Genomic DNA, 22,758 nt, shown 5'->3' on the forward strand with positions numbered 1-22,758 from the left:
TCCGTCAGGAATGCGCGATCTTCGGGGTGTCCCCGTCGGGGTCGATGTAGACGTCGTCGCCCTCGAGCCGGACCGGGTACCGGGCGAGCTGCGCGTGGCCCGGGTTGATGCCCTGGCAGGTGGTGAGGTCGAACGTCCACAGGTGGCTTTTGCACATGAGGGTTTTCTTGTCCAGTTCGCCCTCGACCAGTTCGACCTGCTGGTGCGGGCAGATCGCCTGGGTCGCGACGACCTCTCCGCCGTCGAGGTGGGCGACGAGCACTTCCTTGTCCCCCACCTCGAACGACTCCATGTCGCCTTCCCAGACGTCGTCGAGGCTGCACACCCGCACGAAACCCATGCGGAAGCTCCTTTCTCAGCTGAACCGGTCGAAGTGGAGCCGGTCGGCGGCGAGCCCGCCGTCCAGCACCAGCGCGCGGGCGAGCGCGTCGGTCATCGCGGGCGGCCCGGCGGCGTAGTAAGTGAAGTCAGTCAGCGTCTCGCCCAGTTTCGCGACCACGGCCTCGTGCACGAATCCTTGGTGCGATTCGGAATCCGCCGCGCCGGGTTCGGAAACAGCGGTGTGCACGTGGAGTGCGCGCAGCCGGCGGCCCGCCATCGCCATCGCTTCCGGAATGTGCAGATCGCGCGGAGCACGGCCGCCGCAGAACAAATGGACCGTGCGCTCGGCGGCGTTCGCCTGCGCAGCCGCGCCGAGCACGACGCTCGCCATCGCGCCGAGCCCGGAACCGCCCGCGACGCACACGATGTCGCGGTCGTCGCCGGCGCGGTAGTACGCCTGGCCGTACGGGCCGTCCAGTTCGATCGTCTCGCCGAGGTCGAGCCCGTCGAAGAGGATCGACGTCGCTTTCCCGCCCGGCGACCGCTTGACGACGAATTTCCATTCCCGCTGGCAGTTCCCGAGATTGCTCATCGAGTACGCGCGTTCGATGCCGCTGGGGAACCCGAGCATCGCGTACTGCCCGGCACTGAACGCGGCGTGCTTTTCCGCGACGAACACGAATTCGGCCATGTCGTGCGTGAGCTGGTGCACCTCGCGCAACTGGGCGCGCTGCCGGATCGGCCGGTGCGGCGCGGGTTCCGGCGCCGAGCTCAGGTCGACGACGCAGTCGCTCGCCGGTTCGCTCTGGCAGGCCAGCCTGCGGCCCTTGCGCCGGTCGCGGGCACTGAGCCCGGGCGCGTCCGCCCAGCGCGTGCGGACGTCACCCTCCAGCAGCTCGTACCGGCAGCTTCCGCAGGCTCCGCTGTTGCACTCGTAGCTGAGGCCGACCCCCGCGCGGAGGGCGGCACGCAGCAGCGTGTCGCCCTCCGCGCAGGGAAAGCGAACGCCGGTCCCCCGCAGGAGGACGTGGTGTTCGGTCGTCATGGCCGGTTCAGCCTCCGATGCCGAGCTGCCGCTGGAACGCCCGGACCGCGCCGATCGCGTTCTCCGCCGCTTCGGCGTTTTCCGCCACCTCGGCGCCGTACGCCTCGATCGCGGCGACCGCGAGCGGCTGCCACTTCGCGACCCACTCGCGCAGCCGCGGCACATTTGAGTCCACTTCGGACATCTGCTTGACCAGTGCCTCGGTCCAGCGCCGCGACCGCTCGCTGTCCCGCAACGCCGATTCGGCCAGCAGCGCGTGCAGCACGTCGCCGTGCCGCCGGGCGCTGACGCCGAGCTGGCGCAGCACGATCTCGTCCAGCGCCGGCTTGGCCACGACGTTCAGCGCGACGAACGCTTCCGCCCAGTCGAACGTGGTCAGCTGGCGTTCCATCAGCTCGCGGAATCCTTGCCAGGCGGGCAGTTCCTCCCACAGCTCGCGTTCGCGCTCGCCGAACCCGGCGGTCGGATGCGCCTGGCGCAGCTCCGCGGTGCGGTAGGCCACATTGGACAGCCAGCGCAGCGAATCGGCGGCCTGGAACGCCGCGCAGTTGGCGATGGTGCTGGCCGGGGCCATGTGCACGAGGTACGCGCTGGCCATCTGCACGGTGTGCAGCAGGTACCGGCTCGGCGTGTACAGCTGGGCCAGCACGGCGACCCACTCCGGCGAGAGGCCGCGGTCGTGGCCCTCGGCGTCGTGCTGGTCGAGCAGGCCGTCCACATAGGACTCCTGGCCGTCCTGGAGGATGTTGTACGTGCGGTACACCAGCTCGTCCGGATCGCGGAAAGCGTTCCAGTCCGGGTGCGTGATCGGGCTCTGGTTGCGGTAGCGGCGGTAGAAATCCGCCATGAACCCGGTGTGCCCGACGTCCCACGGCTGCTCGGGGTCGCGGGTGTGCCACAGCAGGTTGGTGGAGACGATCTCGTACTCGCTCGGCTTGCGCCGGCGGGCGGCGAGGTGCCCCCAGGTCTTGAGCGGCTTGAGCGGGGTGCTCACGACAGGGCCTCCTTGCGGGCGGACGTGCCCAGGTAGAAGCGGAAGACGTCGCCGCCGGTCTCGATCCGGCCCACGAACGAGGGCATGATCAGCTCCAGCTCGGACATCTTGAACGGGCGGCCGAGCTCCTCGGCGATGGTCTCGCGGCGCAGGACGCATTCGCCGCCCTCGACCTCGACCCGCACGTACGAACCGCGGTCGCGGATGTCGACCCGGCAGCCGGGGTTGTCGGTCACCGCGGCGTCGGCGACGGCACGCGCCACCTCGCCGACCTGGAGGACCGGGCCGACCGGGTCGGCGATGGGTTCGGTGCTGCTCATCCGGTCCTCCTCACTCGAAATAGACTTCGACGCATTCGGTCGGCTCGAGACCGGCCGCCGCGACGGTGCTGGTGCGCTCGAACGGCCGCGGTTCGCCCTGGCGGCGCACCCGCAGCGTCCGGCCGGGCTGGTCGGGCACGTGGACGCCGACCGAGTTCTCGGCCGCCGCGGCGGCGAGTTCGTCCATCGTGTGCTCGCTGTCCGCGGGGAGCAGCTTGAGCACGAAGTCGCCGTCGAAGTGCACGGCGAGCGGAATGGTGGCCATCAGCGTTCCTTTCAGCCGGCCTTGACGAGCTGCTTGCGGTAGGTGTCGACCCAGGAGAAGCCGTGCGCGTCGTCGCCGCCGGGGCCGACCGAGCCGAGGCCCATGTACTCCAGGACGCCGCCGAGGTCGGCGGGCTGGATCTCGCCGCCGAGGAACCGGTCGACCAGGTTCTTGTGGTGCCGGTAGCGCTCCGGGTCGTCCTCGAAGATCCACTTGTCCACTTCGGACGCGAAGTGGTAGCGCCGTCCTTCGTGGACCAGCGAGATGTCGCGCAGCGTCTGCGAAGGCGTGCCGACGATCGGCAGCTGCGAGACGTTGCAGATGATCGGCAGCGTGCCCGGCACCGTCTTTTCCGGACGGTCGTTGGCGAAGTTGTCGATCAGGACGTCCCACACCTTGCCGAAGGTGTCGTTCCAGCCCGGGTACTTCTCCTCCAGCCAGTCGCGCTCCTCCGGGCTGACGCCCGCCGCCGGGTCCCACCACAGCGTCGGCCGCCACGAGTAGGTGCCGAGGTGCTGGCCGTGGTGGTGCTCGGAGATGTCGCGCAGGAAGATGTCCCAGTACCACGGCTTGGAGAGGCCGAGATCCTCCAGCGAGCGCATGAACTGGGTGACGATCCATTCCTCCATGAATTCCTTGAAGGACGCCTCGCGCACGTCCAGCGGGACGTAGTAGTCCATCGGGATTCCGGAGAGAATGGTGAACAGCCGGTACGAGCGCCAGAACGCGATGTCGATCTTCTTCTGCGCCTCGTCCTTCTGGCCGTTCTCGATCAGCATCTGCAGCAGCGGCGTGCCGAGCTGCGCGTGCCGGGCCTCGTCGGACTGGATGCTCTGGATCAGCTTGGAGAACGTGAAGTCCCCGGCCTTCGCCGCGTCGCCGGAGAGCCCGATGAACTGCAGGTTGGTGAACCCGGTCTCGAACGAGAAGTTCGCGAAAATCGAGGTCGACACGGCGTCGCGGGTCATCATCACGTCGTCGAAGAAATGCCGTGCGCCGAGGGTGACCCAGTTGTCGGTGAACATCGCCGCGTGCGACCACTCGAACTGGCGGTCCTTGTTCACGTACTCGTGCGGGAAGTACAGCTGGATCTGCCCGTGCCGGATCTCGTCCAGCATCCCGAAGGTCGCCATGTTGCGCATGCCCGGCGCCTTCGACCAGCGCACGAACCGCGACTCCTGGAACGACGCGCCGTACTCGACCAGCGCGACGGCCGCGTAGTGCTCCTTGAGAATGGAAATCCAGCCCGGGTCGGCCTTGTTGTACAAATCCGCGCGTTCGAGCGCGGCCTTCACCGAATACGCCCCGGCGTCCTTCTGCCGCTGAATGTCGACGTATTCGCGATAGCTCACCTTGTACGGCTCGTCATAGGTAGCCCACACCTCGTCGGGCAATCCCTCGCCGCCGGACAGTTCCGGCGGGAACAGCTCCGCTTCGGTGACGTAGCGCGGAGTCCATTGAGTGTCGCGGGCGATGTCGTACCACTGTGCTCGGTCCAGCAGAGCCATGCGGGTCGCTCCTTGTGGTTTCTTTAGCTGCCGTGCTCGGAACCCAGCGGCCCCTCGCCGCCGGGGTAGACGAAGGACATGGACGGGGAGTAGAACCCGAACGTCACCTGCAAGGGGTGCGCAGGCCGCAACCGGTAGACGGGATGCTCTTTGTCGAGGAATTCGAAGGATTCCACAGCGAATTCCTCCGCGATGTCAGCGACGTAGGCATAACGCCCGCTGACAAACTCGCCGCCGCGGCTCGTGATGTACCGCAACTGCCCGGTAACCCGCTGCGGCGTGCCTATCGCGAGACGCGCGGTAGTGCGAATAACGGGCCGCCCCTCGACCGACGTCGTGGCGACCAGCCGGTCCCCGTCGAGATCGAGCGTCGTCTCCCCCGGAGCCCCCGCCGGAACGCCGTGCTCGCGGGCGTAACGGATCATCGGCTCGGAACTGTTGTGGTAATCGGTCCACCACCGCCCCGGAACGCCCGCCTCGGTGTCCAGGCCGGACAGATTCACGCCGAGATACGTCAGGGAATACGCACCGAACGCGTCGTCCCCTTCGCTGGCCGACGTCTGAGCGTCCCCCTCGACCACATACTGGTTGATGTAGCACGACCGATCAGCAGCCGGCGTGAGTCCCGCCGGAACGAGCTCCGCGACGCCGTCGGGATCCTCAGGTACCCAGACGAGGTAGAGAGTCCGCGACCCGGTCACCAGCTGCGGCGGATGCAGCGACGTGCCCATAGGGGTTGCCTCCAGGTTCACCGTTGAACTTGCCCCGCTCCCTCAGCTCGAAGCGGTGCCCCAAAGACTGCGCGACACACCCGTGACCGGATAGTGCGCAAGTTGGACAACGACCGAGCCAGGAATGCCAAACCGGAGCACCCACCCGCGTCAACGCAGGTCAGCCACCCGCAACGCGATCACCCGAGACGCTTCTGAATCCGTCAAGCCCCCCCCCAACGCCGTGAGGGGAACCCTGACGGAACCAGATTCCCTCAGGGTTCCCCTCACGACCACAAAACCGCACCGGTGCACCCAACGATCGAGGCACCCAGCCCCTCCCCCGCACCCCGATACGAAGCGCATCTGCGGTTCGGGGGTGCTTGTCAAGGCATCTTTCCCGCCTTGACAAGCACCCCCGAACCGTCAGCACAATCAAGCTTCGGGGTGCCCCACGCAACCCTCAAAAGCAATGTCGCCGCCAGGCGACGAGCCGAATCACAACTGATCATCCAGTTGCAACGCGATCCACAACTCCGCCCGAACAGCCGGATCATCCACCTCCCGCCCCAACGCCTCCGCCACCTTCCCCATCCGGTACCGCAACGTATGCCGATGAATCCCCAACGCATTAGCCGAAGCATCCGACTGCCCGTTATGCGCCAAAAACGTCCGCAACGTATGCCGCAAATCGATCTTCGCCGACCCGGTCTTGTCCGTAACCGGCTCCAGCAACGCCCGAGCCCACCCCCGAACCTCGTCATTGTCGAGAAATCGCATCAACCCGCTGGTAGCCACGTCCCCAGCACAAGTCAGCACCCCAGCACCGCCACGAGAACTGGTGAACACCGACCGAACCTGCTCCCAAGCAGCGGCCAGCTCCCCAGGCGGCGTCGGATCGCTCACCGCCCCCCGAGCCAACGGAATCCGCCGCAACAACGCTTCCAACGTCCGCGTATCCCCCTCGGCAGGCGGCATCAACACCACTACCCGCCCCCGCTCCCACTCGGCGACCAACGCACGCAAACTCCGCAACCCGTGATCTCCCTCGGCATGCTCGAGCAACTCCCGCTCATGCCCGGAAGGAACCCCCAGAATCGCGACCCGAAGATCCCCCTCCGGAAAATCCGTGTGCAGCGCCTCCCCGATCGCCGTGGCGAGTCCGACATCCCCCGCCACCGCAGCCTTGAACACCGCCAGCCGATGCTGCCGCTCGCTGTCCAACACTCCGCGCGCACTGTGCAACTCAGCGCACAGCAACGACACCGCAGTAGTCACGATCGCCTGCTCCGCGGTAGTAAGCGGCGTAGACCGCCCCACCACGAGAAACCCCTGCACCCGTCCCCGCACAGCAAGCGGGAGCACCACCACGGACTCCCCCGCGATCGTCATGCTCAGACTCGCCGAATTGGCGCGATCCCGCAGCCGAGGCAACTCGATCCGCACCCGCGCCACATGCATCCGCGCCGCGGGCACACCCGCCCGAAACCCACCGGCAGCGTCGAGCAGCAACGTCCATCCCCGCACCGCTTTGGCAAGCCGCTCCGCAATCGCCCGCGCCGAATACGGCGACAACGAAGCCCGCGTCAGATCCCGCTGCGCCGAAACCGCGTAGTTCAACTCCCGCTGCCGCTCATCGGACAGATGCCCCGCGACCAGCCGGCTCAACGCAGCGAACCGCGTCGTCGCGGGCACCGCCAACACCGGCAACCCGGCCTCGCCGGCCGCCTCGACCAGCGGCCGCGGCACGTTCTGATAGAACGAACTGGCCCCGAATCCCAGCGCCACCGCACCGCCGGCCACGAGCCGATCGACGTACTCCCGGCTGGCCGCTTCGCCCAGCGCGAGCCGGGACCCGGTGGTCAGCACGAGCTCGCCGCCCTCGAGGTACGGCGACGGGTCGGGCAGCTCGCTGATCAACGCCCACGTGACCGCCCGGTCCACCGCCCCGGGCGAGCCTTCGGCGGCGAGTTCGAGACCGTGTTCGCCGCGTTCGAGCAGCATCTGGACGGTAAGCGGCATGGTGTCTCCCGGGGACGGATCGGGCGGCCGGAAGTGTAACCGGCGGCCCGCCCGGCCGCCGGTCGATCGCCACCCGGACGAACCAACGCTCTGGACAAAACCCGGCGCCGGTAGGTAGAAACCGTCCCGATCGGACTTCCCCGCCCGGCGGATGTCCGGCGGCACAACGGAAAGAGATCCCGATGCCCGCAGCTGCCCCGTCCCGGCCGGACGTCACGTACCGGACCGCGGGCGATCGCGCGCTGCTCGTCGAGTACGGGCCGCCGCTGCCGGTCGACCTCGGGCTCAACTTCTTCGCGCACGCCTCGGCCCGGCGGCTGGAGGAAAACCCGGTGCGCGGCGTGCTGGAAGTCGCGCCGGGACTGCGTTCGCTGCTCGTGCACTACGACCCGGAAACGATCCAGCATGATCAGGTGATCGCCGCGCTGGACCGGCTGCACCGCGAAATCCCCGAGCCCGGCTCGCTCGTGCTGCCGAGCCGCCGGGTGAAACTGCCGATCGCGTTCGACGATTCGACGTCGCGGGAAGCCGTGGAGCGCTACCAGATCACCACGCGCCCGGACGCGCCGAACGTCGTCGACGGCAACAACGTCGACTACCTCGTGCGCTCGAACGGCCTGCCGAACCGCGAGGCGCTGTACGCGCGGATCCTGGAATCCGAGTGGTGGAACGCGTTCACCGGTTTCTACCCGGGCCTGCCGTCGCTGCTCCCTCTCGACCCGCGCTCCGAACTGGTCGCCCCGAAATACAACCCGGCGCGCTCCTGGACGCCCGAGGGCGCCGTCGCGTTCGGCGGCCCGTGCCTGGTGATCCACCCGATCGAATCGCCGGGTTCGTACCAGCTTTTCGGCCGGACACTGCCGATCTGCGACCTCGTCCGCCGCCCGCGCGCACACCGCGCGGACCCGATCCTGATCCACCCCGGCGACCGGATCTCGTTCTACCGCGTCGAAGAGGCCGAGCTGATCGAATTGCGCAGGCAGGTTTTCGAGGGCCGCTACGACTACGACATCGAGCCCGGCCGGTACGCGGTCGCCGACCACCTCGCGGTCCAAGCCGACCCGGCGGTCGCGGCCGAGGCGGCCAAACGGCGCGCGGACCGGGTCGCCGCGCAGGAACTGGTGAAAATCCCGTGACGCAGACCGCGGCATTGGAAGTCTTGGAACCCGGCCTGCAGACGACCGTGCAGGACTATCCGGGCCGGCGCGGCAGGCAGTCATTGGGCTTCTTCCCTTCCGGCCCCGTCGATTCGCTCGCCTTCCGCCTCGCGAACCTCCTGGTCGGCAACCGCCCCGGCGCGGCCGCACTGGAAATCCCGCTGGGCCGGTTCCAAGCAGGCGTCCTCGCCCCCGGCCGGATCGCCGTCACCGGCCCGGAAACCGCCGTGACCTTGAACGGATCCCCTATCCCGCAATGGGAATCGGTGCCCGTGGAAACCGGCGACGTCCTGGCGTGCGAGGTCCTGCGCGGCCCCGGACACCGGCTGTACCTGGCGTTGTCCGGCGGCATCGCGGTACCGGAGGTTTTCGGTTCCCGCTCGACGTTCCTGCTCGCCGGCATCGGCGGCCTCGACGGCCGGGCCCTGGAACGCGCGGACATCCTGGACACTTTCCCCGCGCCTCCTTCCCGGCCGCGCCGTCTCCCGGTTTCCTTGCGCCCGACCTACCCGACCGCCTGGGAAATCGAAATCCTCCGCGGCCCCCACGCCGACCCGGACTTCCTGACCGCGGAGGATTTCGCCGACTTCCTCGCCGCGTCCTGGCGCTGCGACCTGAGCTCGGACCGCGTCGGCATCCGGTTCAACCCGCACCGCTTCCGCTGGGCCCGCCCGTCCGGCGACGTGGCGGGCGGGCACCCGTCGAACCTCCTGGACTCCAGCTACCCGCCCGGCGGCATCCTGGCGTACGGCGACGTGCTCACCGTGCTCGGCCCGGACAGCAACACCTCCGGCGGTTTCGCGGTGATCGCCACCGTCGCGTCGGCCTCGCTGTGGAAAGTCGGCCAGCTCCGGCCCGGCCGGGACACCGTGACGTTCCGGGAAATCGACCTGGACCAGGCGGCGGCGCTCAGTGCGCATGTCAATCAGCTGCTGGACGTCAAGGCGCTGTCTTGAGTAGTGCTTGGCGGTGGAGGGTGTCGCCTTCGCTCAGGGCCGCGATGATCGCTTGGTGGTCCATGACCCGGCCGAACCCGCGCCGAATGGTGCGGAGGGCGGCGCGGTGCGCTTCGGCGTTGTCGGTCGCGTTGACGTCCGAACTCCCTGGCACCGCAACGCGTAGTCCAGATCTGTGCCCGCGAAGGAGTTGTACGTATGCTTCGCGGAAATAACGCGTTCGTCGGCGCGCGGTTTCAGCCCGCGGTACAGCCTGGCTCCGGGCGTACCCTCTGCGATCGCGCCGTTCGCGATCGGCGGCCAGAACGCGTAGAAATCGTGTGCGACGTCCGGCGCGATCGTGTGCTCGGTGTACAGCACCGGCACCCGGCCTGCCCGGCACGCCTCGATCAGCGCCTGCACCCTCGGCAGTTGCCGATACGCCTCCGGCTCCCGCATCGGCCCGTCCGGCCGGACGAAATCCTCCTGCAGGTCCACCACGACCAGCGCGCATTCCTCGGGCTTGATCTCGAAGGCCGGCCAGATACTCAGTCAACGGATGCACGGGCTTCCTCCTCCGTCTTCCCGGCCACCGAACCAAGATCGACCGACTTCGTCTCCTTCGCCAGCAACGAGGCCACCAGCGAGATCAAACCCATCACCGCCAGATAGACCCCGATCGCATATCCGGTGCCGAACTTCGCGTACAGCCCGATCGCGATGATCGGCGCGAGCGAACCAGCCAGCACCGACGCCAGGTTGTACGCCAGCGAAACCCCGGAATACCGCACTTCCGTGGGGAACAATTCCGCGAAGAACGCGCCGATCACCGAGCTGTACGCGGCGAAGATCAGCAACCCGCCTGCCACCGCGATCGTGATCAATCCAGGACTGCGCGTGTCGACCAGTGCGAAGAACACGAACGCCCACACGATCGTCGCCACCGAGGCGACCACGTAGATCGGCCGTCGTCCGATCCGGTCGGCCAGCAGGGCGAACAGCGGAATCGTCACCACCGCACAAGCCTGCCCGACCAGCACCGCCGTCAATCCGACCGAACTGTCCATTTTGAGCACAGTCGTGACATAAGTGATCACGAACAACGAGAACAGATAGAACCCGGCGTTCTCCCCGAAACGCGTTGCCGCGGCGAGCAAAACACTGCGCCAATGCTTGCGGACCACCACACCGGCGGGCAGCCCCTTCGGCTTCGGCGCTTCCTTGAACAACGGAGTTTCCGCGACATAAAGCCGCAGCCACAACCCGATCAACACCAGCACCGCGGACAAGCCGAACGCGATCCGCCAGCCCCAAGAAAGGAACTGCGCCGAAGGCATCACCGCGCCGAGCACCGCCAGCACACCGGCAGCAAGCAGGTTCCCCAGCGGCGGCCCGACATTCGGCCACGAAGACCAGAATGCGCGACGCGCACTGCCGCCGTGTTCGGACACCAGCAGCACGGCCCCGCCCCATTCGCCGCCGAGCGCGAATCCTTGCACCAGGCGACAGACGACGAGCAGCAATGGTGCCAGCACACCGACCGCTTCGTAAGTGGGCAGCAGAGCGATCAAGAACGTCGAAGCACCCATCAACAGCAAACTGGCGATGAGCGTCGAACGTCGTCCCTTGCGGTCGCCGAGATGGCCGAGCACGACCGCGCCCAGCGGACGGGCCAGGAATCCGACGGCGTAGGTGGCGAAAGCGAGCACCGTGCCGACCAACGGGTCGTGCGAAGGGAAATACAGTTTGTTGAAGACCAAAGTGGACGCGGTGCCGTACAGAAAGAAGTCGTACCATTCGACGGCGGTGCCGGCGAGACTCGACGCCGCCACCACCCCCAGCCGCGTGTGCGGGCGTTTTCTGTTACGTTCGCGAGAGGTATCGGCCATTTCGGCTCCTGTGGTCGGAGGGTCCGTGACGCGGATGAAGTGCTGATGCCGGAAGCCTCGGTGGCTGTTGGCGCAGCCACCGAGGCGTGCTCCCCCCTGGGAACTGCCTCAGAAGAACCAGTGCACGGGCTCGTTGGCCCGGTCGGCGACGTCGGCGAACCGGCCCCCGTGGAACGCCAGCGGGTCGCCGTCGCGCTCGCACACGCTGCGCACGTGCCCGAACACGACCACGTGGTCGCCGGCGACCAGATGCCGTTCGACGTCGCATTCGAGGTGCGCGAAGGCGTCCGGGATCACCGGCACGCGGTGGCGGCCCTCGGTCACCTCCAGCCCGGCGAAGTGGTCCTCGCCGCGACGGGCGAAGCGGAGCGCGAGCTGTTCCTGCCGCGCGGACAGGATGTTGACCGCGAACCGGCCCGCCTCGACGACCGCGTCGGTGCTGCGCGCGCCGGTCGTCAGGCACACCAGCAGCAGCGGCGGGTCGAGCGAAACCGACGTCAGCGAGTTGACGGTCATCCCGTGCGGCACCCCCGCCGCCCGGGTGGTGACCACCGCGACGCCGGTCGCGAAACGCCCCATCGTGCGGCGCATCGTCATCGGGTCGACCTCGGCCGAGGAAGTGATCATGACGTTCTCCTTGCGAAGGGAGCGGCGGTCCCGTGACCGCCGCTCCCGAACGGGCTCAGGCGGGGTAGCGGACCTCGAACGTGACGACCCCCTCGTCGGTCCGCCACGGGCCGTGCGGCATGCCCGGCGGACGACAGGCGTACATCCCCGCCGTGAACGTCCGGCCGAGCGTGAGGTCGGTGAACGAGCCCTCAAGAATGTAGACCTCCTCCCAGAAATCGTGCTTCTGCACGCCCATCGGCGTCGAATCGGCACCCGGTTCGTACCGCAGGATCCGCGTCGCCACACCGGTTTCCGGATCCTTCGCGAGAATCCGCTCGGTGATCTTCGGGTCGTCGCCCGGGCACACCGTGAAGGCGACGTCGGTCACCGGGAAGAATTCGTGTTCCGGTTTGCTCATCGGGTGATTGCTCCGTCGAGGTCGTAGCTGGACAGGAAGGCGTCGATGTCGCCGAGCGCGCCGTCGAAGCCGTAATTGCGGAAGGCGTAGCCCTTCACCACGAACGGCGCGCCCGCGTAGAACATCTCGTACTGGTGGTGCCGTCCGGCGAATTCGCTGCCGACGACGTCCCAGGCGAGTTTGAACAGCTTCACCCGCTCCTCGGCGGGCGCGGACGGGCTGTAAATGTATTTGTCGATATCGGCGCGGGTCTCCGGGTTCGTCAGGTCCGCGACGCTGGAGGGCACCTGCAGCACGCCGCCGCCGACCAGGTCGCGCAGGATCGCCAGCAGCCGCGGGTACAACTCGGCCTGCAGCCCCATCGCGCCGTACACCGCGCGAGAACCGGGCCGCCACATGCCGTTCTCGTCCGGCTCCGCGGTGTACTCCGCTGCCAGCACCGCCGATTCCACAATGGACGCGAGGCTAGCCAGCTCACCGAGTTTCTCGACCACGCCGGGGAATTTGTCGACCCCGTTGACCGCCGCGACCTTGCGCGCGAGCCCGGCGATGAACTGCGTCTTCACCATGAACCGGATCTGCGCCTGCCAGTTCCCGAACACGTGCGCGCCGGTGTCGAAGAACTGCCGCCGCAATCCCGCTACATCGCGGTAGACGAACACTCGGTCCCACGGAATGAAGACGTCATCGAAGACGACCAGCGCGTCGGTTTCGTCGTAACGCGAGGTGAGCGGATAGTCGTATTCACTCGTGGCGGCCGGCGCGTACGGACGGCGGCAGTAGAGCTTAAGTCCTTCTGCGTCAACGGGAACCGCGAATCCGAGCGCGAAGTCAGCATCCTCCGGTCCGAGCGGTTTAATGCAAGATACGAAGATCTCGTCGGCCACCGCGCCGCCGGTCGCGAGCATCTGCGCACCGCGGATCACGATGCCGTCCTCGCGCTCCTCCGCGACTCCCGCCTGGATCAGGTCGCCTTCCCAGGCGTGTGCGGTCGTCGCCCGCGAAACCTGCGGCGGAATGATCGCATACGAAACGTACAGATTCTCTTCCAGCACCCGCTTGTGGTACGCGGCGATGTTGGCCGAAAAGTCGCGCTCCCCTTGCGAAAACGCCTCCGGATGCGCGGAAAACGCCGCGACGAACGCGCCCACGTGGTCCGGGCTGCGGCCGACCCAGCCGTGCGTGTGCCGCGCCCAGGTGGTCGCCGCTTCGCGGTACGCCTTCAGGTCTTCCCGGCTGCGCGGCGGCGTGAACAGACGGTTCACTGTGGACCCGGACGCCGGGTCGGTGACCGAGATGCCGGATTCCGGGTCGGCCGCGAGGTCGAAGAGTTCCGCGATGGTCTTCGCGATCGGCGCGAACGCCGGGTGGTGGGCGACGTCCTCGACCGGCGCGCCGTCGAGGTAGATCCGCCGGGGGCCTTTCAGTGCGGCCAGATAGTCGGCTCCGCTGCGCATCACTCGCTCCTCTGTTTCGTTTCGTACGCGTGGGTCAGGGTCGGGCCGCCGGGCAGTTCCAAGTGGACGCGCCAGTACGCGCCGTAGGTGAATTCGCCGCCGAGCAACGGCAAAGTGCCGCAGTACAGCGCGAAATCGCCTTCGACCGGACCGAGCCGGTCCAGCAGATCCGCCGGATGCCGCAGCGCGGCCAGTTCCCCCTTCTGGTACGGGCATCCGTCCACACTGGAGTCCGCGACGACGTGGTCCCAGTCCGGAATGGACACTTCGGTCCCGAGCTCGGCGACCACCTCCCCGAGCGGCTTCGGACAGGCCGCTTTGGACAGTGCCACCCCGTCCCGCTCGAGGTCGCGGTCGGTGTGATCGGACCCGACCCCGAGGAAATACCGCCCCTGGTGCCGGATCAGCACCGGTTCGACCTCCCCGGACGTCCCCGGCGCGCTCACCCCGACCACCGGCTCCGTCGTCAGCAATCCAGTGTCCAGGTGGTAGAACGCCGGCACCGTTTCCGGCCGCGGCACCCCGATCGCCGCCAATTCCGCGATGTGCTCCTCGACCGCAGCCTCGTCGCTCCCGGTGTACCCGGCCACCACCAGCCGCGCCGGAGTGAACGCCAGTTCCTCCCCGGTTCCCGCGACGTGCAGGGCAATCGTGCTCATACTCCCGCTCCCGTAAAGTCTGCTGTGGACACCGGCCACCGCCTATCGGCCAGCACCGGGAACTCCGCCCGGACCGTGTCCACAATGGATTGGTCTATTTCGCAGCGCAGCACTTCCTCGCCGGTGCCCGCCTCGGCCAGCACAGTCCCCCACGGATCGACGATCCGGCTGGTACCCGCCAGTTCGACGCCGCCGTGCTGGGTGCCGGCCGCGTTGACCGCGATCACCAGGACCTGCTCCTCCACCGCCCGGCACGACGTGAACATCCGCCAGTGCTCGCGCCGCGCCGCCGGCCACGCAGCCGGGACCACGACCGTCTTCGCGCCGCGATCCACCAGCCCGCGCCACAATTCGGGAAACCTCAGGTCGTAACAGGTCGTCGCGCCGATCGGCCCGAGTTCCGTTTCCGCGACACTGAGCGTTTCGCCCGGCGTAAGCAATTCCGCCTCACGCGAGGCATATCCGAAGACATGCACCTTGCGATAGGTATGCGCGATCGTGCCGTCCGGCGCGAGCAACACCGCGGTATTGAACAACCGCCCGGCCGCGTCCCGCTCAACCAAACTGCCCAGATGCACATACGCACCAAGGCTCCGCGCCCACTCGCGCCCCGCTGCGACCGTCGGCCCGTCAAGCGATTCCGCCTCGTCCGGATACGCGTCAAACGAGAAATACCCGGCCGCCCACAACTCCGGCAACACCACGAGATCAGCCCCGCGCGCGGACTCCACCAACTGCCCAGCCCGCACCCGGCGATCCGCCGCCGTCTCGTCCGGCGGACTGGCGAGCTGCACCAACGCGACCTTCACAGCCGCTCCCCGACCCGCAGTGCCGTCATCGTGCTGGAGAGATGCTTCGCGAGCGCCTCCCCAGCCACCTCCGGCTCGCCACCGCGCAACGCTTCGACGATCGCCGCGTGCTCAGCCAGCACCGTGCCCGCCCGGGTCTCGCTGCCAGCCACCGCGCGCAACCCCATCCGGACCTGCCGCTCCCGCAACGATTCGTAGAACTCGGCGAGCACCGGATTCCCGGCCCGCCGCACGATCGCCCGGTGAAAAGCACGGTCGAACTCGATGAACCGCACCGGCTCGTCCACCACCTCGCGCTGCTTCGCGAGAATGTCGTCCAGCTCGCCGAGAAAGGTCTCGTCGACCCGCTCGGCGAGCTTGCGGACGCACCAGTCCTCGACCAGCTCGCGCGCCTCCATCACCGCCCGCACCTCCGCGTCGGAGATCGGCGGCACGAACGCACCCTTCTTCGGCACGATCTCGAGGAACCCCTCGGCCTCGAGCCGCAGCAGAGCCTCCCGCACCGGCGTCCGAGACGTCCCCGCCGCCTCGGCCACCTCCGATTCGGTGAGGAACGTCCCGCCGTCGCGAGGCAGCTCGGCGATGCGCTGCTTGAGGAACCGATAGGTGACGTCCTGCGCGGACCCGGCCCGCCCAGCCTGTCGTACACTGCTCATGGACAAGATGTATACATCACGCATGGCAGGTGGGCAAGGGGTGTTTGCCGAGGTTGAGCGGGTGTGCCGGGTGGGGCGGACTGGGCTCGCTTGCGGAGGAGGGTCGCGTTGCCCCGGGGGGGCTCGGGCTCGCTCGCGGAGGAGGGTGCGTGTTGTCGGGGAGGCGACTTGGGGGGCGGTGGTCCCGATAGGCCCGCGCGGGACGTCGTGTTGGCGCCGTGATGGGTCGTGCTGGACGTCGGGGCGACGCCCTGGCTTGTCGCCTGGAACGTCCTGTCACCGCGGTAGCCCTCGTGCCTCCGCCGCAACGTCCTGTAACCGCAGTTGCCCTGGCACCTCCCCGACGCGGTTGCCCTGATGTGTCACCCCTGGCCGGGGCGAATCCGTGACGACGGCACCCGCCGCTGCCTAAGCACCGATGACGGCGCGTCGACCGAGGGGATCCCGCCTCGCCCAGCGCGACTGCACGGGATCCGCTGATCAAAAGGCGGCCCCTTCATCCGCCAGGTAAGCCGGTCACCTCGCCCTCACCACCTACCCGAAAAGTGCCTTCTTGGCACCATGATCACCCGCCGCTTACGGTTCCTGAGCCACCTTCGCACCATCCGCTTGGAGCCTCCGTGAACCACTTCGTCATCACTGGCGCACATGTCTTCGACGGTGAGGACTCACTCGGAACCGTCGATGTCGAGGTCGCTGACGGAAGAATCGCGAGCGTCGGCGGCACCCGCCCCGGGGGTGTCGATCTCATTGACGGAGCAGGCACCACGCTGCTGCCCGGCTTGATCGACGCGCACACGCACACCGACGAGCAGTCGCTGCGCCAAGCGCTGACCTTCGGAGTCACCACCGAATTCGACATGCTCTCGATGCCACAGCAGATGATTCCGTTGCGCCGCAAGGTCGCCGCCTCGAATGACCTAGCTGACGTGCTGTCTCCGTCCATCGGTCTCACCCCGGCGGGCGGACATCCGCAGCAGCTCAGAAAGGACGACCCGCCATGGCCGACTGCCACGCGTCCGCACGAGGTGGCGGCGTTTGTCGAGGCCCGGATCGCGGAGGGTGCCGACTATCTCAAGGTCCTGGTGGAGGACGGCCAGCTTTTCGGGAGCGGCAACCTGCCCAGGCTCACTCCCGAGCTGGTCGAAGCGGCGGTTCGCGAAAGCCACAGTCGCGGGAAAATGGTGGTGGCGCACGCGATGACCGTCGAGACCGCAGGACAGGTCGTCGACGGCGGAGTGGACGGACTCAGCCATCTGTTCTTCGACCGTCCGCATACCGCGGAGTTGATCGACAAAATCGCCGCCGCCGGTGTGTTCGTCATTCCGACGTTGATGGTAATCGCGTCGATCACCGGCGAGCCCGCTGGCCGCCGACTCGCTGAGGACCGGCGGGTCCTCCCCAAGCTGACTCCGGAATGGCTCGAGAACCTGTCCGGCGCTATGGCCACAAGCCCGCGCGAACACTTCGACTACGCAGTGGAAACGTTGGCAGCACTGAAGAACGCCGGAGTCGACATCCTGGCGGGCACGGACGCAGCACACCTCGGCGCGCCAGGGATGGCCCACGGAGCGAGCCTGCACGACGAACTGCGCCTTCTGACAACGGCGGGCTTCACTCCGACCGAAGCCTTGCGGGCAGCTACCTCGGTCCCCGCTCGACGCTTCGGTCTGCCCGACCGCGGCCACATCAAGCCCGGACTGCGCGCAGACCTCGTACTGGTCGATGGCGACCCTACGGGCGCTATTGGCGACACCCTTTCGATTCGTCGCGTGTGGCGGAACGGATCCTGAGGCATCGCCGCGCTCCGGATGCTGCGGCCGCGCTGGATCAGAGGCGGCATCGTGCGTTGCGGGGTCCTGGCGAGCATGCAGAATCCCGGTTGCGACAATACGTCCGGCCATCGCACAGGTTCCCCGCGATCAGTGCGGCATCGAAACCACCCGCACAGCGTCCCAACTATCGCGCAGCAACCCGACCGCCATGCAACATTCAGAACGACCGCGCGGAGTCCCGGCAACCACGCAACATCCAGCCACCGCACAATATCTCCACGACCACGAGACGTCCCAGCCACCACGCGCCACACGGCATCCTACGATGCGTGCGGCGTGCGGGCAGCGACATAACATTCAGACGTCACATGGCATCCCACGAGCGTCCGTCAACCTGACCGCCACTCAACATCCCGGCGTCACGCAACATCCCTACGAGCGTCCGGCGTCCTCACTCCCACGCCACTTCCAGGCGTCACGCAGCATCGCCACGATACGTCCGGCGTCCTAACCGCCACGCCACTTCCAGGCGTCACGCAGCATCGCCACGATACGTCCGGCGTCCTAACCGCCACGCCACTTCCAGGCGTCACGCAGCGTCCGACGGTCGCGCAGCACCAGCCGTCCCGACGGATTCCGGCCACCGCGCGGCGTCTCGGCCAGCGCGGAGCTAGGGTGCGGCAGCGGCGATCAACGCTTCCAGTCCCGAAGCCTGTGTCCGCCAGTCCACCGCGTTCGGGGTGCCGCCAGTCCACCGTGCGCCGATTCGGTTCAGGGGGTCACGGTCTCGCTGCCAGATCGAATCCGCTTGCTGCTGCACGAAATCTCGGTACTTCTGTTCGCCGGTAGCCGTTGCGAGGTCGCCGAAGTAGCGCAGGAAGATGCCCTTGAATTGCTTCTGATTGTCATCGCACGAGCCGCTCTCACACGATTCTACCAGCACCCCACCCGAAGTCAGACCGGTTATCGCCGAATCAGCCAATCGGTGGGCGGCGTCCAAATAGGACTGGTCGCCGGTTGCTCGCCAGAGTTCGGTGAAGCCGCCGATGGCCAGGCCCTGGTTGTAGGTCCAGACGGTTTGGCCGTTGTTCGTGCAGCTTGCGGTCAGGCCGTCGTTGACCAGGCCGGCTGAGTTGATCAGGCCGCTCCGCAGGTACCAATCGCCGGCGGTGCGGGCGCGGGCCAGCCATTCGGTGTCGCCGGGCAGGCGGCGGTGCAGGGCGGCGGCTAGGCGGAGGTAGAGGCCGCTGGTGACGGCGTTCTTGTACGTCCGTTCGCGATCCCACCACACTCCCCCGCCGCATGTGCTGGGGTCCCAGAAACCGTGCACGTAGTCGGCGATTTTCGTGGCTTCGGCGAGATATCGGGAGTCGTGCGTACGGTCGTATGCCGCGAGCCAGGCCAGGGCCCACCAGGCGGAGTCGTCGATGGCGCGGCTGATGAAGTCGCCGTCGATCGGGTCGGAGCTGCGGGCTCCGGCGGGGAAGGCGGCGCGGTTCACGTCGAAAACCCTTGCCAGTACCGGATCCAGGTTGGGTACTCCGGAATCCGCCAGTGCGGTCACCGCTACGGCCGAATTCCACCAGCTCGACGGCCACCAGGCGCGGTAAATGTCGTGGGACCACAGCAAAGCGTCGACGGCGGCCGCGACCCGGGATTGTGCGGGGCGTGCCCACGCGGTGCAGGCGCCTTCTTGGTGGGAAGCTTCCCGGCCGCATGCTCGAACGACGCCGCCATTCAGTCGTCCTCGTGGATCTTGGGTGGCGAACGTTGCGGTCTGTGTCGCGGTCGCGGCGGAGGGGACACTCGTGCGGCCGAGTGACGAGCCGTCGGGCCAGGTCGTGCCTTCGTCCCACGAACGGTCCAGCCAGGTTTCGTCGCCGGGGCCGCCGGAATCGATGCTCGACCAGGCCATACCGCGGTCGTCGAAGTGGAGCCGGATGGTGCGGCCGAAGATCGTCGCGGGCGGTACCGGCTGGGTGTCGCCGGTGCCAGGAGCGGAACCATCGCAGGCGGCGGCGCAGACGGTCGGGTAGATCCAGGCTGTGCAGGCGACCGCTTGTGCGTCCCCGCAGGCCCGGAGCAGGCCGCGGCGGTGGCCGACGGGGTCGGTGAGGTTGTACATGAGCGTGCGGGTGCCGGTCCACGTGTCCGAGATGCTCGCTTTGCCGAGCAGGCCATCCCAGGTGCGGCCGCCGTCCCAGGAGCGGTCGAGCCACACCGCGTCGCCGACGCGGCCGTTGTCGATGCTGGCCCAGGCCATCCCGTCTTGGTCGGAGACGTGCAGGCGCAGCACCCGGCCGTTGATGTCCTTGTCCGGCAAGGGAAAACTCTCCTGCGCGGCCCGCGACGGGTCAAGGGTGTCGCACGAGAGCGCGCAGACGGCGGCGGCCGCGCGCGGGACGGTCAACGAGGCGAACACGAGCAGCACTACGAGCACGGTCCGCATGGACTCGTCCCCTCGCCTGGGTGAATTTCCACCCAGAATAGAAACCCGCGCGGGTGATGGTGAAGGCCCGCGCGAGGTTCTGTCCCGTTCCGGACAGGCGGGTTAACCCGATCAGCCGCCGCTGCCCTGGCGCCGTCCGACCGAACGGCCGATGAAGTACCCGAGGATGAGCCCGACGATCAGGCCGATGGCGATGAAGAAGATGACGGTGGCGGCGGCGATTTTGCCGACCGTGCCGAGGAATCCCTTGGCCTCGAGGTCGGTCGCGATCGCCACGGACTGGGTCAGCGCGTAGTGGGTCATGCCTCCCAGGATGGCATCGGCGGCGAGTGGGCGCTCGGGGACGCACCGAGTGCGCTCGGGGGACGGGTGTGATGTTCGGTTCTTGACCGAACTTGGGGACGAGCGCTTCGACGGGACACGCCGAGCAGGCGGGTGCCGCGTGCGGTGTTCGGGCCTTGACCGGATTGGGACGAGCCCGTCGTCAACCGAGGCCGGTTCAGGACTGCGGCCGGATTCTCGGAGACACACCCGGGCAGGTGAATGCCATGCGCGGTATCCGTTCTTGACCGTCTTAGGCACGATCTCGTCGTCAGCTGAGGCGCGAGGCTGCTGGTTCAGGACTGCGGGCACATGCCTGGGCATGCGAGTGTTCCTGACTCGCCTGCGAAGAAACCTCGGGCGGGCAGCCTGGCATCCTTCGCCGTCTCGGCTATCGACCAGCGCCGCGAGACCGCGGCCGAGCGAGGACCGTGGGCAGGTGCCGCGAGAGGTGCGCCCGCTCAGTCCTTGACCGGCTTGAGTACGAAGCCTCCGTCGTCCGATTCCTCGGCCGGGGCCCGGCGTCGCGCGGCCGGTGCCGGTGCCGGGTCAGGTGCGCGGGTGGCGGCTGGATCGGGCGTTGCTTCCGGAACCTCGTCCAGCGCCAGCTCGTCTTCGACTGCCGCCGCGACTGCGGGGACGCATCCTGCGCGGATGGCACGCAAGCCCTGGTGCAGCGCCTGCGTGCCTGCTTCGGTGCTGAGTCGCGAGATCTCCGCGGCCAGGGCGTCCGGGCCCAGTTCGAGGGCGGATTCTCCGATGTCCAGGTGGACGAGCATGCCGTGCATGTTCACCGTGACGCTCAGTCCCTCGCTGCTGGCCGTCGCGCGGAGGGCGGCTAGGCCTTCGGACAGGCCCAGCTGGTCCGGGATTTCTTCGGCGATCTCGATGAGTTCGTCGATCCCTCGTTCGTCCCCATCAGGATCGGCGGGATCGGGCGACTCCTCCCAAGGCTCGCCGGGCCCGAACTGCGCAGCCGGATTCGCGTCCGCGCGCGAATCCTCGTTCTCCTGGTACGCCTCCGCCATCACACCCTCCACGTGTCCGGTGTGGTGTCTTCGGCGCGGTCCGCCAGGTCCTGTTCCGAACCGAGGCCGAGGCTCCTCAAATCGGTACCGCCGAGGTCGCCCAGTTCGGCTTCCAGCGCGCGGCGGGCGCGTTCGTTCGCCTCAGCGGCCGCCTCGCGGACTGCGTGCAGGATCGTGTCCGCCAGGCGCGGGCCGCCGGCTCGGAGGGCGTCTGCGGTCAACTCCAGGGTGCGCAAAGCGCCGCCGGGGGCGACTTCGACGGTCACCCCGGCGTGCCGCGCCGTGCCGGTGATGCTCACTTCGGGTGCACTCCGCCGTAGAACTTGTGCAGGTCGCGCGGCAGCGTGTACGTGAGGCGCTCGACCTGGTCGTTCGCGTTGCCCTCGATCGTGGTGATCTTGTTGCCCTCGACCTTTTCGATGATCCCGATGTGGTGACTCTGCCCCCACGACGGACCGTCGCCGAAGAGGATCGTGTCGCCGGGACGCGCGTTGTGCGCGAGCGCGCCGCGGTCGTAGGCGAGGTGGTGGCGCTGGCCCCACTTGTAGACGTCGCCGGTGAAGCCGTACTTCGGGATGTCCACCCCGGCCGAACGCCACATCGACGTCGCGAAGTACGCGCACCACGGCTGTCCGGTCGGGCCCCACTTGTTCCGGTTGTTCGGGCCCTCGTGGTAGCCGAGGTTGTGCCGCGCGTGGTCGAGGATCTTGTCGACCTTCTTGCTGTGGCTCGGGTGCGTCTTGCCGTGGTGCTGCTCGTGCTTTTTGTGCGCTTCGTGCTTTTTGTGCTGCTCGTGCTTGCGGTGGTCGCCCGGCTTGGCGCGGTGCGTTCCGCCCGGGTCGGCGACGCCGTCGTGGTTCAGGTCCTTCTGCAGCGCACGCAGTTTGCGCGCCGCCTCCTCCATCTCCGCGCGGGCGTTCTTCAGGTGCCCGCCGGACTCCTTGAGGTACTTGCCCGCCAGGTCGGCCACGTCGCCGATCGCCATCAGCAGGGCGGCCGGGCTTCCGTTGCGCGCCAGGACGTAACCGGCGTCGATGATCTTGCGGGCCTTCGCGACGAACTCGTCGATCAGCTTGCCGGTGGCCTGGTGCCGCCCGGCTAGCGCGTCGGTGACCTCGCTGACCACTTTGGCCCCGTGCGTGCTCGCCTGCGCGGTGACCTTGAGATCGCGGCCGAACTTGCCGGTGTCGTGCTCGAACGCCGGATTCGCCTTGCTGTGCCAGGTGTTCAGCAGCGCGTGCGCGGCTTTGCGCTGCGCTTCGTACTGTTCGGCGATCTCGCGCGCGGCCTGCTGCAGCGCGTGCTGCGCGGCCTGCGAGTCCGCGGCCTTGCCGCGAAGCTTGCCGTGGTGCGTTTTCATCTCGTCCGCGAACAGCGTCGCGACCCCTGCGGTGTCCAGCACGGATTCCCC

Annotated in this window: 24 protein-coding genes; 3 read left to right on the plus strand and 21 right to left on the minus strand. The window is 67.9% G+C overall.

The window, feature by feature from the left end; genetic code table 11:
- Nucleotides 1-4: 4 nt before the first annotated feature.
- The 8 genes from DMP23_RS02600 to DMP23_RS02635 all read right to left on the minus strand — a co-directional run bounded on the left by DMP23_RS02600 (nt 5) and on the right by DMP23_RS02635 (nt 7,185).
- On the minus strand, nt 5-340 hold the full coding sequence (locus DMP23_RS02600) for a Rieske 2Fe-2S domain-containing protein (RefSeq protein WP_043840212.1): 336 nt from the start codon (nt 338-340) through the stop codon (nt 5-7).
- A 15-nt stretch (nt 341-355) separates the two neighbouring features.
- The gene (locus tag DMP23_RS02605; protein WP_337820055.1) at nt 356-1,366 is read right to left on the minus strand and encodes a 2Fe-2S iron-sulfur cluster binding domain-containing protein; all 1,011 of its coding nucleotides are present in this window, start codon (nt 1,364-1,366) and stop codon (nt 356-358) included.
- A gap of 7 nt (nt 1,367-1,373) precedes the next feature.
- Nucleotides 1,374-2,360: a toluene monooxygenase gene (locus tag DMP23_RS02610; RefSeq protein ID WP_337820056.1), complete on the minus strand. Its 987-nt coding sequence runs from the start codon at nt 2,358-2,360 to the stop codon at nt 1,374-1,376.
- Nucleotides 2,357-2,680 carry an MmoB/DmpM family protein gene (locus tag DMP23_RS02615; RefSeq protein WP_238607318.1) on the minus strand — a complete coding sequence of 108 codons (324 nt, stop codon included), beginning with the start codon at nt 2,678-2,680 and terminating at the stop codon, nt 2,357-2,359. Before DMP23_RS02615 ends, DMP23_RS02610 begins: the two co-directional genes overlap by 4 nt.
- A 10-nt stretch (nt 2,681-2,690) precedes the next feature.
- A complete protein-coding gene (locus DMP23_RS02620) occupies nt 2,691-2,945 on the minus strand; it encodes a toluene-4-monooxygenase system B family protein (RefSeq protein ID WP_238607319.1) in 255 nt (84 codons plus the stop codon).
- 11 nt (nt 2,946-2,956) lie between these two features.
- Nucleotides 2,957-4,453, minus strand: a complete 1,497-nt coding sequence (locus DMP23_RS02625; protein WP_134663557.1) for a YHS domain-containing protein — start codon at nt 4,451-4,453, stop codon at nt 2,957-2,959.
- Between the two features lie 23 nt (nt 4,454-4,476).
- Entirely contained in the window at nt 4,477-5,184 is a 708-nt protein-coding gene (locus DMP23_RS02630) for an acetoacetate decarboxylase family protein (RefSeq protein ID WP_238607320.1), read from the minus strand.
- Between the two features lie 477 nt (nt 5,185-5,661).
- The gene (locus DMP23_RS02635) at nt 5,662-7,185 is read right to left on the minus strand and encodes a PucR family transcriptional regulator (protein ID WP_337820057.1); all 1,524 of its coding nucleotides are present in this window, start codon (nt 7,183-7,185) and stop codon (nt 5,662-5,664) included.
- A 182-nt stretch (nt 7,186-7,367) separates the two neighbouring features.
- On the opposite strand from DMP23_RS02635, the gene DMP23_RS02640 reads away from it, so the two are divergent.
- Both DMP23_RS02640 and DMP23_RS02645 read left to right on the plus strand, forming a co-directional pair.
- Nucleotides 7,368-8,321, plus strand: coding sequence for a 5-oxoprolinase subunit B family protein (locus DMP23_RS02640; protein WP_337820058.1), 954 nt, complete (start codon nt 7,368-7,370; stop codon nt 8,319-8,321).
- A complete protein-coding gene (locus tag DMP23_RS02645; RefSeq protein WP_337820059.1) occupies nt 8,318-9,298 on the plus strand; it encodes a biotin-dependent carboxyltransferase family protein in 981 nt (326 codons plus the stop codon). Before DMP23_RS02640 ends, DMP23_RS02645 begins: the two co-directional genes overlap by 4 nt.
- A 33-nt stretch (nt 9,299-9,331) precedes the next feature.
- Here DMP23_RS02645 and DMP23_RS02650 read toward each other — a convergent pair whose 3' ends face one another.
- From DMP23_RS02650 to DMP23_RS02685, 8 genes are all read right to left on the minus strand, one after another.
- Nucleotides 9,332-9,778 (minus strand): isochorismatase family cysteine hydrolase, encoded by a 447-nt coding sequence (locus tag DMP23_RS02650; protein WP_337820060.1) that lies wholly within the window; start codon nt 9,776-9,778, stop codon nt 9,332-9,334.
- Nucleotides 9,779-9,825: 47 nt separating this feature from the next.
- Nucleotides 9,826-11,166: an MFS transporter gene (locus DMP23_RS02655; protein WP_337820061.1), complete on the minus strand. Its 1,341-nt coding sequence runs from the start codon at nt 11,164-11,166 to the stop codon at nt 9,826-9,828.
- Between the two features lie 108 nt (nt 11,167-11,274).
- The gene (locus DMP23_RS02660; protein ID WP_037814847.1) at nt 11,275-11,793 is read right to left on the minus strand and encodes a flavin reductase family protein; all 519 of its coding nucleotides are present in this window, start codon (nt 11,791-11,793) and stop codon (nt 11,275-11,277) included.
- Nucleotides 11,794-11,848: 55 nt separating this feature from the next.
- The gene (locus tag DMP23_RS02665) at nt 11,849-12,193 is read right to left on the minus strand and encodes a cupin domain-containing protein (RefSeq protein ID WP_043840232.1); all 345 of its coding nucleotides are present in this window, start codon (nt 12,191-12,193) and stop codon (nt 11,849-11,851) included.
- Complete coding sequence (locus tag DMP23_RS02670) at nt 12,190-13,650, minus strand: 4-hydroxyphenylacetate 3-hydroxylase family protein (protein WP_037814842.1); 1,461 nt, start codon at nt 13,648-13,650, stop codon at nt 12,190-12,192. Before DMP23_RS02670 ends, DMP23_RS02665 begins: the two co-directional genes overlap by 4 nt.
- Nucleotides 13,650-14,309, minus strand: a complete 660-nt coding sequence (locus tag DMP23_RS02675) for a DUF2848 family protein (RefSeq protein WP_238607326.1) — start codon at nt 14,307-14,309, stop codon at nt 13,650-13,652. The genes DMP23_RS02670 and DMP23_RS02675 overlap by 1 nt, the downstream gene beginning before the upstream one ends.
- The gene (locus tag DMP23_RS02680) at nt 14,306-15,118 is read right to left on the minus strand and encodes a carbon-nitrogen family hydrolase (RefSeq protein ID WP_337820062.1); all 813 of its coding nucleotides are present in this window, start codon (nt 15,116-15,118) and stop codon (nt 14,306-14,308) included. The genes DMP23_RS02675 and DMP23_RS02680 overlap by 4 nt, the downstream gene beginning before the upstream one ends.
- A complete protein-coding gene (locus DMP23_RS02685; protein WP_037814835.1) occupies nt 15,115-15,774 on the minus strand; it encodes a GntR family transcriptional regulator in 660 nt (219 codons plus the stop codon). The genes DMP23_RS02680 and DMP23_RS02685 overlap by 4 nt, the downstream gene beginning before the upstream one ends.
- A gap of 620 nt (nt 15,775-16,394) precedes the next feature.
- Between DMP23_RS02685 and DMP23_RS02690 the strand changes: the two genes are divergently transcribed.
- Entirely contained in the window at nt 16,395-17,567 is a 1,173-nt protein-coding gene (locus DMP23_RS02690; RefSeq protein WP_337824347.1) for an amidohydrolase family protein, read from the plus strand.
- Nucleotides 17,568-18,219: 652 nt separating this feature from the next.
- On the opposite strand, the gene DMP23_RS02695 is transcribed toward DMP23_RS02690, so the two are convergent.
- From DMP23_RS02695 to DMP23_RS02715, 5 genes are all read right to left on the minus strand, one after another.
- A complete protein-coding gene (locus DMP23_RS02695) occupies nt 18,220-19,998 on the minus strand; it encodes a glycoside hydrolase family 76 protein (RefSeq protein ID WP_337820063.1) in 1,779 nt (592 codons plus the stop codon).
- 111 nt (nt 19,999-20,109) lie between these two features.
- Nucleotides 20,110-20,301: a hypothetical protein gene (locus tag DMP23_RS02700; RefSeq protein ID WP_037814825.1), complete on the minus strand. Its 192-nt coding sequence runs from the start codon at nt 20,299-20,301 to the stop codon at nt 20,110-20,112.
- Nucleotides 20,302-20,780: 479 nt separating this feature from the next.
- On the minus strand, nt 20,781-21,347 hold the full coding sequence (locus tag DMP23_RS02705; RefSeq protein ID WP_337820064.1) for a hypothetical protein: 567 nt from the start codon (nt 21,345-21,347) through the stop codon (nt 20,781-20,783).
- A complete protein-coding gene (locus DMP23_RS02710) occupies nt 21,347-21,646 on the minus strand; it encodes a YbaB/EbfC family nucleoid-associated protein (protein WP_037814821.1) in 300 nt (99 codons plus the stop codon). Before DMP23_RS02710 ends, DMP23_RS02705 begins: the two co-directional genes overlap by 1 nt.
- Nucleotides 21,643-22,749, minus strand: a complete 1,107-nt coding sequence (locus DMP23_RS02715; protein WP_337820065.1) for a CHAP domain-containing protein — start codon at nt 22,747-22,749, stop codon at nt 21,643-21,645. Before DMP23_RS02715 ends, DMP23_RS02710 begins: the two co-directional genes overlap by 4 nt.
- Nucleotides 22,750-22,758: the final 9 nt, after the last annotated feature.

Source organism: Amycolatopsis sp. A1MSW2902 (assembly GCF_017312175.1).
Taxonomy (GTDB): Bacteria; Actinomycetota; Actinomycetes; order Mycobacteriales; family Pseudonocardiaceae; genus Amycolatopsis; species Amycolatopsis nivea.

Bases quoted from the DNA above. Each gene is read 5' to 3' on its own strand.
- DMP23_RS02600 (WP_043840212.1), bottom strand. From the start codon at position 340: ATGGGTTTCGTGCGGGTGTGCAGCCTCGACGACGTCTGGGAAGGCGAC.
- DMP23_RS02605 (WP_337820055.1), bottom strand. From the start codon at position 1,366: ATGACGACCGAACACCACGTCCTCCTGCGGGGGACCGGCGTTCGCTTT.
- DMP23_RS02615 (WP_238607318.1), bottom strand. From the start codon at position 2,680: ATGAGCAGCACCGAACCCATCGCCGACCCGGTCGGCCCGGTCCTCCAG.
- DMP23_RS02620 (WP_238607319.1), bottom strand. From the start codon at position 2,945: ATGGCCACCATTCCGCTCGCCGTGCACTTCGACGGCGACTTCGTGCTC.
- DMP23_RS02625 (WP_134663557.1), bottom strand. From the start codon at position 4,453: ATGGCTCTGCTGGACCGAGCACAGTGGTACGACATCGCCCGCGACACT.
- DMP23_RS02630 (WP_238607320.1), bottom strand. From the start codon at position 5,184: ATGGGCACGTCGCTGCATCCGCCGCAGCTGGTGACCGGGTCGCGGACT.
- DMP23_RS02635 (WP_337820057.1), bottom strand. From the start codon at position 7,185: ATGCCGCTTACCGTCCAGATGCTGCTCGAACGCGGCGAACACGGTCTC.
- DMP23_RS02640 (WP_337820058.1), top strand. From the start codon at position 7,368: ATGCCCGCAGCTGCCCCGTCCCGGCCGGACGTCACGTACCGGACCGCG.
- DMP23_RS02655 (WP_337820061.1), bottom strand. From the start codon at position 11,166: ATGGCCGATACCTCTCGCGAACGTAACAGAAAACGCCCGCACACGCGG.
- DMP23_RS02660 (WP_037814847.1), bottom strand. From the start codon at position 11,793: ATGATCACTTCCTCGGCCGAGGTCGACCCGATGACGATGCGCCGCACG.
- DMP23_RS02665 (WP_043840232.1), bottom strand. From the start codon at position 12,193: ATGAGCAAACCGGAACACGAATTCTTCCCGGTGACCGACGTCGCCTTC.
- DMP23_RS02670 (WP_037814842.1), bottom strand. From the start codon at position 13,650: ATGCGCAGCGGAGCCGACTATCTGGCCGCACTGAAAGGCCCCCGGCGG.
- DMP23_RS02675 (WP_238607326.1), bottom strand. From the start codon at position 14,309: ATGAGCACGATTGCCCTGCACGTCGCGGGAACCGGGGAGGAACTGGCG.
- DMP23_RS02685 (WP_037814835.1), bottom strand. From the start codon at position 15,774: ATGAGCAGTGTACGACAGGCTGGGCGGGCCGGGTCCGCGCAGGACGTC.
- DMP23_RS02695 (WP_337820063.1), bottom strand. From the start codon at position 19,998: ATGCGGACCGTGCTCGTAGTGCTGCTCGTGTTCGCCTCGTTGACCGTC.
- DMP23_RS02700 (WP_037814825.1), bottom strand. From the start codon at position 20,301: ATGACCCACTACGCGCTGACCCAGTCCGTGGCGATCGCGACCGACCTC.
- DMP23_RS02705 (WP_337820064.1), bottom strand. From the start codon at position 21,347: ATGGCGGAGGCGTACCAGGAGAACGAGGATTCGCGCGCGGACGCGAAT.